Consider the following 16,353-nt stretch of genomic DNA (forward strand, 5'->3'; position numbering starts at 1 on the left):
ACGACGCTGCACCGAGCGCCAGGGTGCCCGCCCGGGTCGCGCGGCGCGTCACCCGGACGATCAGGAGGGTCGACGGGCCAGGCCGGAGCCCTCCGGTCGCCCGGCATCGGTGTATGGAACGCAAGAAGATCTTCCGCTCCGTGTGGTTCTGGGTCGTCCTGGTCGTCCTGGTCGCCCTGGGTCTGTCCGCCGTGTTCAGCGGCGGCTCGGCCTACGAGCCGGTGAGGACGTCGGTCGCGCTCGAGCAGATCGAGTCGGGCAACGTCGAACAGGTCACGATCAACGACAAGGAACAGACGCTCGACCTCGACCTGACCGAGCCCGTCGACGGCAACGACCAGATCAGCGCGTCCTACCCGATCGGCGCCTCCGACGACGTCTTCGCGCTCGTCTCCGGCCTCGGTGCCGACGGTGGGAGCACCGGCGACGGCGTCGACTTCACGACGAACGTCACCCAGGACAGCGTCTTCGTCAGCGTCCTGATCAGCTTCCTGCCGTTCCTGATCCTCCTGCTCTTGCTGTTCTGGCTGTTCAACTCCATGCAGGGCGGCGGCCGCGGGGTCATGGCCTTCGGCAAGTCCAAGGCCAAGCAGATCACCAAGGACACCCCGAAGACGACGTTCGCCGACGTCGCCGGGGCCGACGAGGCGATCGAGGAGCTCCAGGAGATCAAGGACTTCCTGGCCAACCCGGTCAAGTTCCAGGCCGTGGGCGCCAAGATCCCCAAGGGCGTGCTGCTGTTCGGCCCGCCCGGCACCGGCAAGACGCTGCTGGCGCGTGCGGTGGCCGGCGAGGCGGGCGTCCCGTTCTTCTCGATCTCCGGCTCGGACTTCGTCGAGATGTTCGTCGGTGTCGGCGCGAGCCGGGTCCGCGACCTCTTCGAGCAGGCCAAGACCAACGCCCCGGCGATCATCTTCGTCGACGAGATCGACGCCGTCGGCCGCCACCGCGGCGCCGGCATGGGCGGCGGGCACGACGAGCGCGAGCAGACGCTCAACCAGATGCTCGTCGAGATGGACGGCTTCGACGTCAAGGGCGGCGTCATCATGATCGCCGCCACCAACCGGCCGGACATCCTCGACCCGGCGCTGCTGCGCCCCGGCCGCTTCGACCGGCAGATCGCCGTCGACCGGCCCGACCTCGAGGGCCGCAAGCAGATCCTCGAGGTGCACGCGAAGGGCAAGCCGCTCGCCCCCGACGTCGACCTCGAGACCGTCGCCCGCCGCACCCCCGGCTTCACCGGCGCCGACCTCGCCAACGTCCTCAACGAGGGCGCGCTGCTCACCGCCCGCGGCAACGGCACGCAGATCACCGACGCCACCCTCGAGGAGGCGATCGACCGCGTCATCGCCGGCCCCGAGCGCAAGACGCGGGCGATGAGCGAGAAGGAGAAGAAGGTCACCGCCTACCACGAGGGCGGCCACGCCCTGGTGGCGCACGCACTGCCCAACCTGGACCCGGTGCACAAGGTGACGATCCTGCCGCGCGGCCGCTCGCTCGGGCACACGCTCGTGCTGCCGACCGAGGACAAGTACACCCAGACCCGGTCGGAGATGATCGACACCCTGGCCTACGCCCTCGGCGGGCGCGCGGCCGAGGAGCTGGTCTTCCACGAGCCGACGACGGGCGCCGGCAACGACATCGAGAAGGCCACCTCGATGGCCCGCGCGATGGTGACCCAGTACGGCATGAGCGCCAAGCTCGGCGCGGTGAAGTACGGCAGCACCGACTCCGAGCCGTTCCTCGGCCGGGACATGGGCTCGCGGCCGGACTACTCCGAGGCCGTCGCCGCCGACATCGACGGCGAGATCCGCGCCCTCATCGAGGCCGCGCACGACGAGGCGTGGGAGATCCTCGTGGAGTACCGGGCCGTCCTCGACCAGCTCGTCCTCGAGCTGATGGAGAAGGAGACCCTCTCCAAGGAGGACATGGCCCGCATCTGCGCGCCGGTCGTCAAGCGCCCGTCGATGGCCCCCTACAACGGCTTCGGCAAGCGCACCCCCTCCGACCAGCCGCCGGTGCTCACCCCCGCCGAGCAGGCCGCCCTGGCCAACGGCAACGGGCACGGCGCCACCGCGGCCAACGGCAACGGCGTCGGCCTGGTGAAGGGCGGCAGCAGCCCGGTCGGCGACGTCGGCGCCCCCGCACAGCGGTGAGTGAGCTCCCCGAGGAGCCGGAGGACGAGGTCCGCGCGGACCTGTCCCGGATCGACTCCGCCCGGGCCGAGGCGGCCGTCCGCGAGCTGCTGATCGCCGTGGGGGAGGACCCCGACCGCCCGGGCCTGCGTGACACGCCGGCCCGGGTGGCCCGCGCCTACTCGGAGACCTTCGCCGGGCTCTGGCAGGACCCGGCGGAGGTCCTCGCGACGACCTTCGACGAGGACCACGACGAGCTGGTGCTGGTCAAGGACATCCCGATGTACTCGACCTGCGAGCACCACCTGGTGCCCTTCCACGGCGCCGCGCACGTCGGCTACATCCCCGGCGAGGACGGGAAGGTCACCGGGCTGTCCAAGATCGCCCGGCTGGTCGACGTCTACGCCCGCCGGCCGCAGGTGCAGGAGCGGATGACCCGGCAGATCGCCGACGCGCTGGCCGACGTCCTCAAGCCGCGCGGCGTGATCGTGGTCATCGAGGCCGAGCACCTGTGCATGGGCATGCGCGGCATCCGCAAGCCCGGCTCGACGACGGTCACCTCCGCGGTGCGCGGCATGTTCCGCGACAACGCCGCCACCCGCGCCGAGGCGATGAGCCTCGTCCTCGGACGATGACGCGCGCCCGGTGAGCGCCGCCGGGGCGCAGCTGCTGCACCCGGGGCGGTGCGTGGTGATGGGCGTCCTCAACGTCACGCCCGACTCCTTCTCCGACGGCGGGTGCTTCGCCGACCGGGACTCCGCCGTCGCGCACGGGCTGGCGATGGCCGCGGCCGGCGCCGACTACGTCGACGTCGGCGGGGAGTCCACCCGCCCCGGTGCCGACCGCGTCGACGCCGCGGAGGAGCGCCGCCGGGTCGTCCCGGTGGTCGCCGAGCTCGCCGCGGCGGGCGTGCGGGTCAGCGTGGACACCACCCGCACCGAGGTGGCCGCCGCCGCGCTGGAGGCCGGCGCGGTGCTGGTCAACGACATCAGCGGCGGGCTGGCCGACGACGGCATGGCCGGGCTGGTGGCCGACGCCGGGGTCCCGTGGGTGCTCATGCACTGGCGGGGCCACAGCCGCGAGATGTACGCCCACGCCGAGTACGGCGACGTCGTCGCCGAGGTGTGCGCGGAGCTGACCGCCCGGGTCGACGCCGCGCTGTCGGCCGGCGTCGACCCCGCCCAGCTCGTCCTCGACCCCGGCCTCGGGTTCGCCAAGCAGGCGGCGCACAACTGGGCGCTGCTCGCCGGGCTGCCCCGGGTGGTCGCCCTCGGCCTGCCGGTGCTGGTCGGTGCCTCCCGCAAGACCTTCCTCGGCCGGCTGCTGGCCGGGCCCGACGGCGCCGTGCGCCCGGCCGCCGGGCGCGACTCCGCCACCCTGGCCACCACCGTCCTGGCCGCGGAGGCCGGCGCCTGGGGCGTGCGGGTGCACGACGCCGCCGCCTCGGCAGACGCCGTGCGCACCGTGGCCGCCGTCCACCGCGCCCGCGAGGAGGCCCGGCGTGACTGAGCGGCGCGTCCCCGACCGCGTTCCCGACCGCGTCCCCGACCGCATCGCCGTCCGCGGCCTGACCGCGCACGCCCACCACGGCGTCTACGGCTTCGAGCGCGAGAACGGGCAGACCTTCTCCGTCGACGCCGTCCTCGAGGTCGACACCGCGCCCGCCGCCGCCACCGACGACCTCGCGCTGACGGTCAACTACGCCGAGCTCGCCCAGCGGCTGCACGCCGTCCTCACCGGCGAGCCGGTGGACCTGCTGGAGACGCTGTGCCGGAGGCTGGCCGACGTCTGCCTCGCCGACCCGCTCGTGCAGGCCGCCGAGATCACCGTGCACAAGCCGCAGGCCGACCTCGGCGTCCCCTTCGACGACGTCACCGTCACCATCCGGCGCACGAAGGACCCTCTCCCCCTCTCCCCTCGCACGCTCGGGGGAGCCTCCGGAGAGGGCCGACCGACGGAACGCGAAGAGGACCTCTGATGACCCGCGCCGTCCTCTCCCTGGGCGCCAACCTCGGCGACCGCGCGGGGACCCTGCGCACCGCGATCGAGGCGCTGAAGGCCGACGGGCTGGTCGCCCGGTCGACGCTGTTCGAGACGCCGCCCTGGGGGCCCGTCGAGCAGCCCCCGTACCTCAACGCGGTCGTGTTCGTCCGCGGGAACCGGGACGCCGCCGGGTGGCTGGCCCGCGCGCAGGAGCTGGAGCAGGCCGCCGGCCGCACCCGCGAGGTGCGCTGGGGTGCGCGCACCCTCGACGTCGACGTCGTCACGGTGACCGCCGACGACGGCACCCCCGTGCTCTCCGAGGACCCCGTGCTCACGCTGCCGCACCCGCGCGCGCACGAGCGGGCCTTCGTGCTGGTCCCGTGGCTGTCGCTGGACCCCACCGCCGTGCTGCCGGGCCACGGGCGGGTCGCCGACCTCGTCGCCGCGCTGCCGCCCGACGACGTCGCGGCGGTCGTGCGCTGGGAGCACCTGCATTGAGACCGGTGAGCCGCCGCGACCTGGTCGTCGTCGCCGTCGGGCTGGCGCTGGCCTCGTGGCTGGTCGTGCGCGCCACCTACGGCAGCCTGCCGCCGCTGCGCTGGTGGTTGCCGGTGCCGCTGGCCGCGCTCGCCGTCGCCGAGGCGCTGGGCGCCCGGACGCTGCGCACCCGGCTGGCCGCCCAGCGCGCCGCCCGCCGCGGCGGCAGCCCCCAGCCCGGGGCGCCGCTGGTCCGGCCGGTCGAGCCGATGCTCGTCGCCCGCCTGGCGGTGCTCGCCCAGGCCAGCGCGTACGTCGGCGCGGTGTTCGCCGGCGTCTGGGCCGGCGTCCTGCTGCACGTGGCGCCCGCGGTGTCCCGGCTGGAGGCGGCCGGGGGCGACACGGTCACGGCCGTCGTCGGCGTCGGCTGCGCCGCCGCGCTCACCGCCGCCGCGCTGTGGCTGGAGTCGGTGTGCCGGGTGCCGCCGGACGAGGACGACCCGCCCGGCGGCGTCCGCGCCTAGGCGCGCGCCGCGCCGGCCACCTCGGGCACCGTCCCCTCCACCGACCGGCGCAGCGCCGCGTGCAGCGACTCCGGCGTCAGCACCCCGAGGAAGATGTCGCCGTCGAGCACGGCCACCCAGCCGGCCTCGTGCTGCAGCATCGTGGAGAACGCCGTCTTGAGCGTCGCCTCGACCGGCACCCAGGCCTCCATCCGCCGCGCCGCGGAGCCCACCGTGCCGGCGCCGGTGGCCCGCTCGGCCGACAGCCAGCCGTGCAGCCGCCCGTCGTCGTCGAGGACGACCGCCCACCGCGCGCCGGTGGCCACCATGGACGTGCGCGCGTCGGCCAGGCCGTCGGCCACGTGCACGACCGGGGGCCGCTCGAGGTCGTCGACGGAGATGCCGGTGACCGCCAGCCGCTTGAGGCCCCGGTCGGCGCCGACGAAGTCCGCGACGAAGGCGTTGGCCGGACGGCCGAGCAGGTCGGCCGGGGGAGCGAACTGCTCGACCCGCCCGCCGGTGCTCATCACCGCGATGCGGTCGCCGATGCGCACGGCCTCCTCGATGTCGTGGGTGACGAAGACGATCGTCTTGCGCACCGTCTCCTGCAGCCGGAGGAACTCGGTCTGCAGCCGCTCGCGCACCACCGGGTCGACGGCGGAGAACGGCTCGTCCATGAGCAGGACGGCGGGGTCGGCGGCCAGCGCGCGCGCCACCCCGGCCCGCTGCCGCTGCCCGCCGGAGAGCTGGGCGGGGTAGCGGTCGCCGTGGACGGCGGGGTCGAGGCCCACCGTGGCCAGCAGCTCGTCGACCCGGGCACGGGTGCGCCGCCGGTCCCAGCCGAGCAACCGCGGCACCGTGGCGACGTTCGCGCGCACCGTCTGGTGCGGGAAGAGCCCCACGTTCTGGATGACGTAGCCGATGCGGCGGCGCAGCCGGTCGGGGTCGACGCGGGTGACGTCCTCGCCGCCGAGCAGGATCCGCCCGCTGGTGGGCTCGATGACCCGGTTGATCATCTTCATGGTCGTCGTCTTGCCGCAGCCCGACGGGCCCACGAGCACCGACAGCTCCCCGGCGGCGAAGGTCAGGTCGAGCTCCTGCACGCCGACGGTGCCGTCGGGGTAGACCTTGCCCACCCCCTCGAGCCGGATCTCCTGCGCCCCGCTGTCGGGGACGCGGCCCTCCGGACCGCTCGCGGCAGTAGCGTCCACGGGGTGACCTCCCTGGGTGCGCGCCCTCTGCTGGACGCGGTGAGCGACCCCCCGGCGGGGCTGCTCGCGGCGGACGAGGCGCCGAACCCCTGGTTCGACCCCTCCTACGTGACCGACAACTGGGACAGCATCCTCGCCTACACCGGCGAGCACGTGCGCCTGACCGTGCTCGCGGTGCTCATCGGCGCGGCGCTCGCGTTGCCGCTGGCGCTGGCGGCCCGCCGCAGCCGGTACCTGTCGGCGCCGGTCCTGGGCCTGTCCACGGTCGTCTACACGATCCCGTCGCTGGCGCTGTTCGCGTTGCTGGTGCCCTTCACCGGGCTGTCGTCGAACACCGTGCTCATCGGGCTGGTGGCGTACTCGCTGGTCATCCTGGTGCGCAACTTCCTCGCCGGCCTGCAGGGCGTGCCGGCCGACGTGCGCGAGGCCGCCCGCGGCATGGGCCTGTCCGGCGCCCAGACGCTGTGGCGGGTGGACCTGCCGCTGGCCCTGCCGGCGATCATGGCGGGCCTCCGGATCGCCACGGTGTCCACGGTCGCGCTGACCACCGTCGGGGTGCTGGTCGGGCACGGCGGGCTGGGGCAGTTGATCACCGGCGGCTTCGCCTCGAACTTCTACCGGGCCGAGATCGTCACCGGCGCCGTCGGCTGCGTGCTGCTCGCGCTGCTCGCCGACGCGCTGCTCGCCGGGGTGGAACGGCTGCTCACCCCCTGGTCGCGGGCGGCGCGGACGTGAGCGAGCTCGCGAGCTCACACATGAGCAGGGCAACGCCGGGCACGAGTCCGACGAGCGCCGGCGAGGAGGGCGGGTGAACGACTTCGAGCGGGCGGTCGTCTACCTCAACGACCCCTTCAACTGGACCCGGCCGGGCGGCATCGCCGACCTCGCCGTCGAGCACCTGACCATCTCGCTGGTCGCCGTCCTCGCCGCGATGGTCGTCGCCCTGCCGATCGGCACGGCGCTGGGCGCCTCCCGCCACGGCGGCGGGCTCGTCGTCGCGCTGTCCAACGTGAGCCGCGCGGTGCCCACCCTGGCGCTGCTCACCCTCTTCGCGGTCAGCCCGATCGGCTTCGGCAACCGCGCGACCACCATCGCGCTGGCCGTCTTCGCCGTCCCGCCGATCCTCACCAACACCTTCGTCGGCTTCCGCGGCGTCGACCCCGAGGTCCGCGAGGCCGCCCGCGGCATGGGCATGAGCCGGGGGCAGGTGCTCACGGGGGTGGAGCTGCCGCTGGCCCTGCCGCTGGTGATGACCGGCATCCGGACGGCCACCGTCCAGGTCGTGGCGACGGCGGGGCTGGCCGCGCTGGTCGGCGGCGGGGGACTGGGCCGGCTGATCAACCTCGGCTTCGGCCAGCAGGACTACGGCGTGATGATCGCCGGCGCCATCGCCGTCGCGGGGCTGGCGCTGCTCACCGAGGCGGTGCTCGCGCTCGTGTCGTGGTTCGTCACCCCCGGACCGCGCCGTCTGCCGTTCCTGCAGGTCAGGACGTCGAAGGACGCCGCCGCCGTTCCGGAACCGACCGCATCCGGCGTCCCGCTGTGAGCCGGATCTCCACCTGACGGCGGCCGTGTAACGACCGCGCAACACATCTGCGCCCCGATTGCCGCCGGTCGCCGGCCGGGGGTTGCATGTGCGCCGCGGGGACCCCCGCCAGACACGCGTCGCGGCCGCTCGCCGCACGGGACACAGAAGGCGGACACATGCGCAAGCAACGCGCTCTCGCTCCTCTCCTGCTCACCGGACTCCTGCTCACCGCCGCCTGCGGCGAGTCGGGCTCCTCGGGCACCGGCGGCTCCACGGGTGCCAGCGGCTCGGCCGCCGGCGGCGACGCCTGCGCCCCCGTGGCCGGCGACCAGCTCGTCGTCCTCGAGGACGACCAGGAGCTGCAGAACGCCGACAACATCGTCCCGGCGGTCACCTCGGCCACCGCGGCGGCCAACCCGGCCCTGCTGCCGGCGCTGGACGCGGTCTCCGAGGCGATGACCACCGACCAGCTCATCGAGCTCAACGCCGCCGTCGACGTCGAGCGGCAGAGCGCCGAGGACGTCGCCGCGGCCTGGGTCGCCGACAGCGGCGTGACCGACGGCCTCGAGCAGGGCAGCGGCCCGGTCGTCGTCGGCGCCGGCAACTTCACCGAGTCGACGATCCTCGCCAACGTCTACGCCGGGGTCCTCGACGCCGCCGGCTTCGACGCCTCGGTGCGCGAGGTCGGCAACCGCGACCTCTACCTGCCGGCGCTCATCTCCGGCACCGACCTGCAGGTCTTCCCCGAGTACCTGGCCACGGTCACCGAGGCGGTCAACAAGCAGGTCAACGGCCCCGACGCCGCGCCGATCGCCAGCGGCGACGCCCAGGCCACCCGGGACGCGCTGCAGCCGCTGGCCGACCAGGTGGGCCTGACGTTCGGCACGCCGTCGCAGGCCGCCGACCAGAACGCCTTCGCGGTCACGCAGGAGTTCGCCGACCAGCTGGGCGTCACGACGCTGTCGGAGCTGGCCGACGCCTGCGGCGACGGCTCGCTCGTCCTGGGCGGGCCGGCCGAGTGCCCGACCCGGCCGTTCTGCCAGCCCGGCCTCGAGGAGACCTACGGCCTCACCTTCGCCGAGTTCCGCGAGTTCGACGCCGGCGGCCCGCTCACCAAGGCCGCCATCCAGCAGGGCGAGGTCTCGATCGGCCTGGTCTTCAGCTCCGACGGCGCCCTCGCGCAGCAGTAGGAGGACCACCCCGCACCACCCGGCGAGCCCTCGGCTCCGGCACACGGGACGTATCCGTGCCGGAGTCGGGGGCTCGCTCAGCGTTACGCTGGAACCCATGCGCGCCACGGGGGAGGACGGGTCGGCCCGTCGCGGTACCAGCGGGTCCTCGCCGTGGCGGGCGGCCGGCCTGGCGCTCGGCTGCCTGGCCGCCGTCGGCGCCACCGCCGTCGTCTTCCTGAGCGACGACCCCACGGTCCTGCGGATCGCCGTCGTGTCCGTGGCCTGGGCCTGCCTGCTGGCCGCCTTCGCGACCGCCCGGCCCGCCGGCGACGACGACACGGGAGCACGGGCCGAGGCCGACCTGCGGGCCGCCCACCGCCGCGAGCTCGCCGACGTGCGCGACTCCGAGCGCGAGCGCACCGACCGGGTCCGCCGCGACGCCGAGGACGCCATGCGCCGCGAGCTCGACGCGCTGCGCGGGGAGCTCGCCGGCCTGCGCGAGGGCCTGTCCGGCCTGGGCGCGCTGCGCCAGGAGGTCGCCGCCGTCGGCGCCCTGTCCGGGGAGCTGCGCGGCGAGCTGGCCGAGCTCACGGGCCTGCGGGCCGACGTCGGGCGGCTGCGCGCCGAGCTGACCGGGCAACTGTCGGGTCAGCTGTCGGGGGAGATGCGCGTCGAGCGGGTCGTCATGCACGCCCAGTCGGTGCGCACCGGCCCCGGCCGCGAGGCGCTGGAGCCCGCCACCTCCGCCTGGTCGGCCGACGTGGCGCGCGGGCTGTCCGGCGGCTGGCCGGCCGCCCCGGCGCCCGCCACCGTCGCGGTCGAGGCGTCCCGCCCCGAGCCGCTGACCGAGCTCCGGCCCGAGCCGCCGGCGGCGGTCCGTCCGGAGCCGCGTCCCGCGGCACGCCTGGATCCGCTGCCCGCCGTCCGCCCGGAGCCGCGCCCCGAGCCCGTCCCGGCCGCGGTCGCCCCCCGTCCCCGTCCCGCGGTCCCCGTGCCGCCGCCGGGCCGCCCGGCCGCCGGCTCGCCCCGCGAGTGGCTGGCCGCCCGCGGCATGATCGACGACCGCCCCGCGGTGCCGCCGGCTCCCGTTCCTCCGGCCGCGGTGCCGCCGGTCGCCGTCCCCGCGGCGCCCGTTCCGCCGGCCCAGCACCGCCGCCGCACCGACCCGCCGCCGCTGCCCGCGCCCGCCACCTACGAGCAGGCCACCGTGCAGCGGCCCGCGGTGCACGCCGCCGCGGCCGGCCACGGCGCCACCGCCGTCCCCGTGGTGCCGCCGGTCGTCACCCCCACGCCCGTCGAGCCGGCGGCCGACGACCCCGGCGCGGCCCGCCTGGCGCAGATCCTCGCCGAGAGCGGCGTGCGGCCCGGCGGCCGTCGCCGGCGCTACCGCGAGGACGACGCGGGCGAGGACGTCCTCGCCCGCGTCCTCGGCCGCTAGGCGTACCGACCGGTCAGGCCGGCCCGCGGGAGAGCGCGCCGCCGTCGAGCACGAGCGTCTGGCCGGTGACCCAGCCGGCGCCGAGCAGGTAGGCCGCGGCCTCCCCGACGTCCTCCGGCTCGCCGAGCCGCCCGGCCGGGTAAGCGCGGGCGGCCTCGGCCTCGCGGCCCTCGTAGAGGGCGCCGGCGAAGCGGGTCTTCACCACCGCGGGGGCGACCGCGTTGACCGTCACCTTCGGCCCGAGCTCGACGGCGAGCTGGGTGACCAGGTTGATCAGCGCGGCCTTGCTGACGCCGTAGCCCGCGATGTCCGGCGACGCCTTGAGCCCGGCCACCGAGGCGACGACGAGCACCGACCCGCCGTGCTCGGCCATCCACGCCCGCCAGGCCTCCTGCACCAGCCCGAGCGTGCCGACCACGTTGGTGTCCAGGATCTTGCGGAAGGCGTCGAGCTCGAGGTCGACCATCGGCCCGTAGACCGGGTTGATCCCGACGTTGCCGACCAGGTGGTCGAGGCTGCCGAACCGCTCGACGGCGGTGCGCACCGCCTCCGCGCGGTGCGCCGCGTCCCCGGCGTTGCCGGGGACGCCGACGGCGACGTCCGGCCCGCCCAGCGACGCCACGGCCTCCTCCAGCGCCTCGGGCTTGCGGGCGGTGAGCACCACGCGCGCCCCCCGGTCGACCAGGCTGCGGGCGATCGCCAGCCCGATGCCCCGGCTGCCGCCGGTGACCAGTGCGGTGCGTCCCTCGAACGTCTCCACGGAACTCCCTCGTGTCCGCCGGCGACCGCGTCGGCGCCGGTGCCGCCGCTCACCGTAGGGCCGGTGCGACGGGCCGTACCCCGCCACCCCGGGCCGCCCGGACGGGGGAGTGACCCACTCCACAGGCCCGGTGCGTTGCAGGTGGCCCCGGGGCGTCACACACTCGCCATCGGCGCGTCGCCCGCGTGACACACCCGGTCGCAGCGAGTTCCCCGCCGGCACCACAGAGCACCACCTGCACACCCGGCGCGACGACGACGTCGCACCGGCCACCGAGTCCGGTACCCGGGAGGGACTGGAACGAGAGGTGACCGCGATGCCTGCTGCCCGCAGGAACCCCCGCGCCGCCGGGCTCCCGCCCGCCGCGCACGCCCCCGCCCGGCTCCGCGTCGGCGTCGTCGGCGCCGGCCGCGTCGGCGCCGTCCTGGGCGCCGCCCTCGCCGCCGCCGGCCACGACGTGGTCGCCGCCTCCGGCGTCTCGGCCGCCTCCGCCGAGCGCGCCGCCCGGCTGCTGCCCGGCGTCCCCCTGCTGCCCGCCGACGAGGTGGTCGCCGCCGCGGACCTCGTCGTCCTCGCCGTGCCCGACGACATCCTCGCCGGCCTGGTCGCCGGCCTCGCCGGCACCGGCTCCTGGCGGCCCGGCCAGCTGGCCTTCCACACCTCCGGCGCGCACGGCCTGGCCGCCCTGGCCCCCGCGGAGGAGGCCGGCGTCCTGCCCCTGGCGCTGCACCCGGCCATGACCTTCACCGGCGCCCCCGAGGACGCCGACCGCCTGGCCGGCGCGCCGTTCGGCGTCACCAGCCGCCCGGAGCACCGGCCCGTCGCCGAGACGCTCGTGCTGGAGATGGGCGGCGAGCCGTTCTTCGTCGCCGAGGCCGACCGGCGGCTGTACCACGCCGCGCTGGTCACCGGCGCCAACCACCTGGTCACCCTCGTCGCCGAGGCCGCCGACCTGCTGCGCGCCGCCGGCGTCGACGCGCCCGCCCGCGTGCTCGCCCCGCTGCTCACCGCCGCCCTCGACAACGGCCTGCGCCGCGGCGACCGCGGGCTCACCGGCCCGGTCAGCCGCGGCGACGTCGGCACGGTCGCCGACCACCTGCACACGCTCACCGAGCGGGCGCCGGCCTCCGTCGCCGCCTACGTGGCGATGGCGCAGCGCACCACCGAGCGGGCGCTGGCCGCGGGCCGGCTCAAGCGGCACGAGGGCGCTCCGCTGCTCGACCTGCTGTACGAGGCGGTGCCTCCCGCCCACCCCGCCACCCCGACCGACCCGGCGGGCTCCCGGTGACCACGAGCACCCGCCCCGCCGTCGCCGAGACCTCCGCCGAGCTGCGCGAGCTGGTCGCCGGCCTGCCCGGCCCGGTCGCCCTGGTGCCCACCATGGGGGCGCTGCACGAGGGGCACCGCACGCTGGTCCGGGCCGCCCGCGAGCGCGCCGGCAGCGTCGTCGTCTCGGTGTTCGTCAACCCGACCCAGTTCGGTCCCGGCGAGGACCTCGACCGCTACCCGCGCACCTGGGACGCCGACCTCGCCGCCCTCACCGAGGAGCGCGCGGACGTCGTCTTCCACCCGCCGGTCGAGGAGGTGTACCCGCCCGGGGCGCTCGGCGTGACCGTCGACCCCGGCCCGCTGGGGTCGGTCCTCGAGGGCGCGGTGCGGCCCGGCCACTTCGCGGGCGTGCTCACCGTCGTCGCCAAGCTGTTCGGCCTGGCGCGGCCCGACCTCGCGTTCTTCGGCGAGAAGGACTACCAGCAGCTCACGCTGGTGCGGGCGATGGTCCGCGAGCTGGCGCTGCCGGTGGAGGTCGTCGGCGTCCCCACCGTCCGCGAGGACGACGGCATGGCCCTGTCGAGCCGCAACCGCTACCTGACCCCGGAAGAGCGGGCCCGGGCCGCGACGTTGAACAGGGCGTTGCGGTCCGGTGCGGACGCAGGCCCCGACGGCGCCGACGCCGTCCTCGCCGCCGCGCGCGCGGTCCTCGCCGGCGCGCCGGAGCTCGTCGCCGACTACCTCGCGCTCACCGACCCCGACCTCGGCCCCGCGCCCGCGGCCGGCCCCGCCCGCCTCCTGCTGGCCGCCCGCGCCGGCAGCACCCGACTCCTCGACAACACCGCCGTCCAGCTGGGAGAGCCCCGATGATGCGCACGATGCTCAAGTCCAAGATCCACCGGGCGACGGTCACCCAGGCCGACCTGCACTACGTCGGGTCGGTCACGGTCGACGAGGACCTCCTCGACGCCGCCGACCTCATCCCCGGGGAGCAGGTCGCGATCGTCGACATCACCAACGGCGCGCGGCTGGAGACCTACGTCATCCCCGGTGAGCGCGGCAGCGGCGTCATCGGCATCAACGGTGCCGCCGCCCACCTCGTGCACCCCGGCGACATGGTCATCCTCATCAGCTACGGCCTCATGGACGAGACCGAGGCGAAGAGCTACATCCCGAAGGTCGTGCACGTCGACGGCGACAACCGGGTCGTCGAGCTCGGCGGCGACCCCTCGGCGCCGGTGCCCGGCGCGACCGACCAGCGGCGCAGCGACCTGGGCGTGCCGGTCCGGTGAGCTCGCTGACGACGCCGTCGGTCACCGGCCTGCCCACCCGCCTGGCCGCCCCGGCGCCGGGCTGGGAGCTGTCGGCCGACGTCTGCGTCGTCGGCTCCGGCGTCGCCGGGCTGTGCGTCGCGCTGCACGCGCGGGCGGCCGGCCTGTCGGTCGCCGTCGTCACCAAGGTGCGCGTCGACGACGGGTCGACCCGCTGGGCGCAGGGCGGCATCGCCGCCGTCCTCGACCCGGCCGACACCCCTGACGCGCACGCCCGCGACACCGAGGTGGCCGGCGTCGGGCTGTGCGAGCCCGCCGCCGTGCAGGCGCTGGTGACCGAGGGGCCGCAGCGGCTGTACCAGCTCATCGACTGGGGCGCGGCCTTCGATCGCGACCCCGGCGGCCGGCTGCTGCTCACCCGCGAGGGCGGGCACTCGGCCGACCGGATCGTGCACGCCGGCGGCGACGCCACCGGCTCGGAGGTCCAGCGCGCGCTGCACGCCGCCGTCCTCGCCGACCCCGGCGTCACCCTCGTCGAGCACGCGATGGTGCTCGACCTGCTCACCGACGCGGCGGGCCGGGCGGCCGGCGTCACCCTGCACGTGCTGGGGGAGGGCACCGCGGACGGCGTCGGCGCGGTGCGCGCCCGCGCCGTCGTGCTCGCCACCGGCGGCATGGGGCAGGTCTACGCCTCGACGACGAACCCGTCGGTGTCCACCGGCGACGGCGTGGCCCTCGGGCTGCGCGCCGGCGCGGTCGCCACCGACCTGGAGTTCGTGCAGTTCCACCCGACCGCGCTCTACCTCGGCCCCGGCGCCCGCGGCCAGCAGCCGCTGGTCAGCGAGGCGCTGCGCGGTGAGGGCGCGGTGTTGCGCGACGGCGCCGGCGAGCGGTTCATGGTCGGCGCGCACCCGCTGGCCGAGCTCGCGCCGCGCGACGTCGTCGCCAAGGGCATCACCCGCGTGCAGCTGCGCGACGGCGTCGACCACGTCTGGCTCGACGCGCGGGGCATCCCCGGCCTCGCCGAGCGGTTCCCGACGATCGTCGCCCGCTGCCGCCAGGAGGGCATCGACCCGGTCACCGACCTCGTGCCGGTCACCCCGGCGGCGCACTACGCCTCCGGCGGGCTGGCCACCGACCTGGCCGGGCGGACGACGGTCCCCGGCCTCTACGCCTGCGGCGAGGTGGCCTGCACCGGCGTCCACGGGGCCAACCGGCTGGCGTCGAACTCGCTGCTGGAGGGCCTCGTCTTCGCCGCGCGCATCGGCGCCGACCTCGCCGCCTCCCTGCCGCCGTCGGCCCCCGCGCTGGCCGGGGCACCCGCCACCGGCGGGCTGCTCGACCCGGCCGGGCGCCGCACGGTCACCGACACCACGTCCGGCCGCGTCGCCGCGCTCCGCTCGGGCGCCGGGCTGGCCGAGGCCACCGGCGTGCTCGCCTCGCTCGCCGCGTCGCTGGTGGAGGGGCCGGGCGCCGCGCCCGGCGTGGAGAGCTGGGAGGCCACCGGCCTGCTGACGGTCGCGAGCGCACTCACCGCGGCCGCCGCGGCCCGCGAGGAGACCCGCGGCTGCCACTGGCGGGAGGACCACCCCGGCAGCGAGGAGGAGTGGCGGGTGCACCTCGACGTCCGCCTGGACGACGACGGCCGGCTGCGGCTCTCCCGCCGCCCGGTCGGGGAGCCCGTGGGGGTGGCCTGGTGAGCGGTACCGACCCGCGGTCCCTGGAGGGCACGGGGCTGTCGGAGGCCTGGGTCGACGAGCTCGTCGAGCGCGCGCTGGCCGAGGACCTCGCCGGCGGCGCCGTCCTCCCCGGCGCCCCCGACCTCGCCGTCGCCCTCGACGTCACCAGCGCCGCCACCGTGCCCCCGGCGCAGTACGGCACCGCCGACCTGGTCGCCCGGGCCGACGGCGTCGTCGCCGGGCTGCCCGTGGCCGCGCGCGTCTTCACCCGCCTCGCCCCCGGCGCCACCCTCACCGCCGGTGCCGCCGACGGCGACCGGGTGACCCCCGGCGACGTGCTGCTCACCGTCCGCGGGCCGGTGCGCGCGCTGCTCGCCGCCGAGCGCAGCGCCCTGAACATCGCCAGCCGGGCCAGCGGCATCGCCACCGCCACCCGCGCCTGGGTGGACGCCGTCGAGGGCACCGGCGCGGTCGTCCTCGACACCCGCAAGACCACGCCCGGCCTGCGCCCGCTGGAGAAGTACGCGGTGCGCTGCGGCGGCGGGTCGAACAAGCGGATGGGCCTCTACGACGTCGCGATGGTGAAGGACAACCACGTCGCCGCCGCGGGTTCCGTGGCCGCCGCCGTCGCCGCGGTGCGCGAGCGGGCCCCGCGGGTGCCGGTGCAGGTGGAGGCCGACACCCCCGCGCAGGCCGTGGAGGCGGTCGAGGCCGGCGCGGACTTCCTGCTGCTGGACAACATGCCCCCCGCGCAGCTGCGCGAGGTCGTGGCGCTGGTGGGGGGCCGCGCGGAGCTCGAGGCCACCGGCGGGCTCACCCTCGCCGTCGCCCGCGAGGTGGCGGGGACCGGCGTCGACTTCCTGTCGGTCGGCGCGCTCACCCACTCCTCGCCGATCCTCGACCTCGCGCTCGACCTGCGGGCCTGAC

General features: G+C 76.2%; 17 protein-coding genes. 15 read left to right on the plus strand and 2 right to left on the minus strand.

Annotation, left to right across the window (positions count from 1 at the left end; genetic code table 11):
- The first annotated feature begins 113 nt into the window (after positions 1 to 113).
- From ftsH to ACI79X_RS18065, 6 genes are read left to right on the plus strand one after another with little or no spacing between them, the layout of a single operon-like run.
- Complete coding sequence (gene ftsH / locus ACI79X_RS18040) at positions 114 to 2,156, plus strand: ATP-dependent zinc metalloprotease FtsH (protein ID WP_457026792.1); 2,043 nt, start codon at positions 114 to 116, stop codon at positions 2,154 to 2,156.
- The gene (gene folE, locus ACI79X_RS18045; protein ID WP_457026793.1) at positions 2,153 to 2,770 is read left to right on the plus strand and encodes a GTP cyclohydrolase I FolE; all 618 of its coding nucleotides are present in this window, start codon (positions 2,153 to 2,155) and stop codon (positions 2,768 to 2,770) included. The genes ftsH and folE overlap by 4 nt, the downstream gene beginning before the upstream one ends.
- 10 nt (positions 2,771 to 2,780) lie before the next feature.
- The gene (folP, locus tag ACI79X_RS18050) at positions 2,781 to 3,644 is read left to right on the plus strand and encodes a dihydropteroate synthase (protein ID WP_457026794.1); all 864 of its coding nucleotides are present in this window, start codon (positions 2,781 to 2,783) and stop codon (positions 3,642 to 3,644) included.
- Positions 3,637 to 4,113, plus strand: coding sequence for a dihydroneopterin aldolase (folB, locus tag ACI79X_RS18055; RefSeq protein ID WP_457026795.1), 477 nt, complete (start codon positions 3,637 to 3,639; stop codon positions 4,111 to 4,113). The genes folP and folB overlap by 8 nt, the downstream gene beginning before the upstream one ends.
- Positions 4,113 to 4,616, plus strand: a complete 504-nt coding sequence (folK, locus tag ACI79X_RS18060; RefSeq protein WP_457026796.1) for a 2-amino-4-hydroxy-6-hydroxymethyldihydropteridine diphosphokinase — start codon at positions 4,113 to 4,115, stop codon at positions 4,614 to 4,616. The genes folB and folK overlap by 1 nt, the downstream gene beginning before the upstream one ends.
- A gap of 5 nt (positions 4,617 to 4,621) precedes the next feature.
- Positions 4,622 to 5,119, plus strand: a complete 498-nt coding sequence (locus ACI79X_RS18065; RefSeq protein WP_457026797.1) for a DUF3180 domain-containing protein — start codon at positions 4,622 to 4,624, stop codon at positions 5,117 to 5,119.
- Here ACI79X_RS18065 and ACI79X_RS18070 read toward each other — a convergent pair.
- On the minus strand, positions 5,116 to 6,309 hold the full coding sequence (locus ACI79X_RS18070; RefSeq protein ID WP_457026798.1) for an ABC transporter ATP-binding protein: 1,194 nt from the start codon (positions 6,307 to 6,309) through the stop codon (positions 5,116 to 5,118). The two genes, ACI79X_RS18065 and ACI79X_RS18070, sit on opposite strands and share 4 nt — an antisense overlap.
- A 39-nt stretch (positions 6,310 to 6,348) precedes the next feature.
- Between ACI79X_RS18070 and ACI79X_RS18075 the strand changes: the two genes are divergently transcribed.
- The 4 genes from ACI79X_RS18075 (at position 6,349) to ACI79X_RS18090 (ending at position 10,447) form a co-directional block, all read left to right on the plus strand.
- Positions 6,349 to 7,044, plus strand: a complete 696-nt coding sequence (locus ACI79X_RS18075; protein ID WP_457026799.1) for an ABC transporter permease — start codon at positions 6,349 to 6,351, stop codon at positions 7,042 to 7,044.
- A gap of 73 nt (positions 7,045 to 7,117) precedes the next feature.
- A complete protein-coding gene (locus ACI79X_RS18080) occupies positions 7,118 to 7,855 on the plus strand; it encodes an ABC transporter permease (RefSeq protein ID WP_457026800.1) in 738 nt (245 codons plus the stop codon).
- 158 nt (positions 7,856 to 8,013) lie between these two features.
- Positions 8,014 to 9,027, plus strand: coding sequence for a glycine betaine ABC transporter substrate-binding protein (locus ACI79X_RS18085; protein ID WP_457026801.1), 1,014 nt, complete (start codon positions 8,014 to 8,016; stop codon positions 9,025 to 9,027).
- Positions 9,028 to 9,124: 97 nt separating this feature from the next.
- Positions 9,125 to 10,447, plus strand: coding sequence for a DUF6779 domain-containing protein (locus ACI79X_RS18090; RefSeq protein ID WP_457026802.1), 1,323 nt, complete (start codon positions 9,125 to 9,127; stop codon positions 10,445 to 10,447).
- A gap of 13 nt (positions 10,448 to 10,460) precedes the next feature.
- Here ACI79X_RS18090 and ACI79X_RS18095 read toward each other — a convergent pair whose 3' ends face one another.
- Entirely contained in the window at positions 10,461 to 11,207 is a 747-nt protein-coding gene (locus tag ACI79X_RS18095) for an SDR family oxidoreductase (protein WP_457026803.1), read from the minus strand.
- Positions 11,208 to 11,523: 316 nt separating this feature from the next.
- Here ACI79X_RS18095 and ACI79X_RS18100 point away from each other — a divergent pair, with 316 nt between their 5' ends.
- The 5 genes from ACI79X_RS18100 to nadC are packed head-to-tail and all read left to right on the plus strand — an operon-like array spanning position 11,524 to position 16,352.
- The gene (locus tag ACI79X_RS18100; RefSeq protein ID WP_457026804.1) at positions 11,524 to 12,495 is read left to right on the plus strand and encodes a Rossmann-like and DUF2520 domain-containing protein; all 972 of its coding nucleotides are present in this window, start codon (positions 11,524 to 11,526) and stop codon (positions 12,493 to 12,495) included.
- Positions 12,492 to 13,346: a pantoate--beta-alanine ligase gene (panC, locus tag ACI79X_RS18105; protein ID WP_457026805.1), complete on the plus strand. Its 855-nt coding sequence runs from the start codon at positions 12,492 to 12,494 to the stop codon at positions 13,344 to 13,346. Before ACI79X_RS18100 ends, panC begins: the two co-directional genes overlap by 4 nt.
- Complete coding sequence (panD, locus tag ACI79X_RS18110; RefSeq protein ID WP_073418362.1) at positions 13,343 to 13,768, plus strand: aspartate 1-decarboxylase; 426 nt, start codon at positions 13,343 to 13,345, stop codon at positions 13,766 to 13,768. Before panC ends, panD begins: the two co-directional genes overlap by 4 nt.
- Positions 13,765 to 15,447, plus strand: a complete 1,683-nt coding sequence (locus ACI79X_RS18115) for an L-aspartate oxidase (RefSeq protein WP_457026806.1) — start codon at positions 13,765 to 13,767, stop codon at positions 15,445 to 15,447. The genes panD and ACI79X_RS18115 overlap by 4 nt, the downstream gene beginning before the upstream one ends.
- Positions 15,444 to 16,352 carry a carboxylating nicotinate-nucleotide diphosphorylase gene (nadC, locus tag ACI79X_RS18120; RefSeq protein ID WP_457026807.1) on the plus strand — a complete coding sequence of 303 codons (909 nt, stop codon included), beginning with the start codon at positions 15,444 to 15,446 and terminating at the stop codon, positions 16,350 to 16,352. Before ACI79X_RS18115 ends, nadC begins: the two co-directional genes overlap by 4 nt.
- Position 16,353: the final 1 nt, after the last annotated feature.

Source organism: Geodermatophilus sp. SYSU D01119 (genome assembly GCF_054049975.1).

Bases quoted from the DNA above. Each gene is read 5' to 3' on its own strand.
- ftsH (WP_457026792.1), top strand. From the start codon at position 114: ATGGAACGCAAGAAGATCTTCCGCTCCGTGTGGTTCTGGGTCGTCCTG.
- folK (WP_457026796.1), top strand. From the start codon at position 4,113: ATGACCCGCGCCGTCCTCTCCCTGGGCGCCAACCTCGGCGACCGCGCG.
- ACI79X_RS18085 (WP_457026801.1), top strand. From the start codon at position 8,014: ATGCGCAAGCAACGCGCTCTCGCTCCTCTCCTGCTCACCGGACTCCTG.
- ACI79X_RS18090 (WP_457026802.1), top strand. From the start codon at position 9,125: ATGCGCGCCACGGGGGAGGACGGGTCGGCCCGTCGCGGTACCAGCGGG.
- ACI79X_RS18100 (WP_457026804.1), top strand. From the start codon at position 11,524: ATGCCTGCTGCCCGCAGGAACCCCCGCGCCGCCGGGCTCCCGCCCGCC.
- panD (WP_073418362.1), top strand. From the start codon at position 13,343: ATGATGCGCACGATGCTCAAGTCCAAGATCCACCGGGCGACGGTCACC.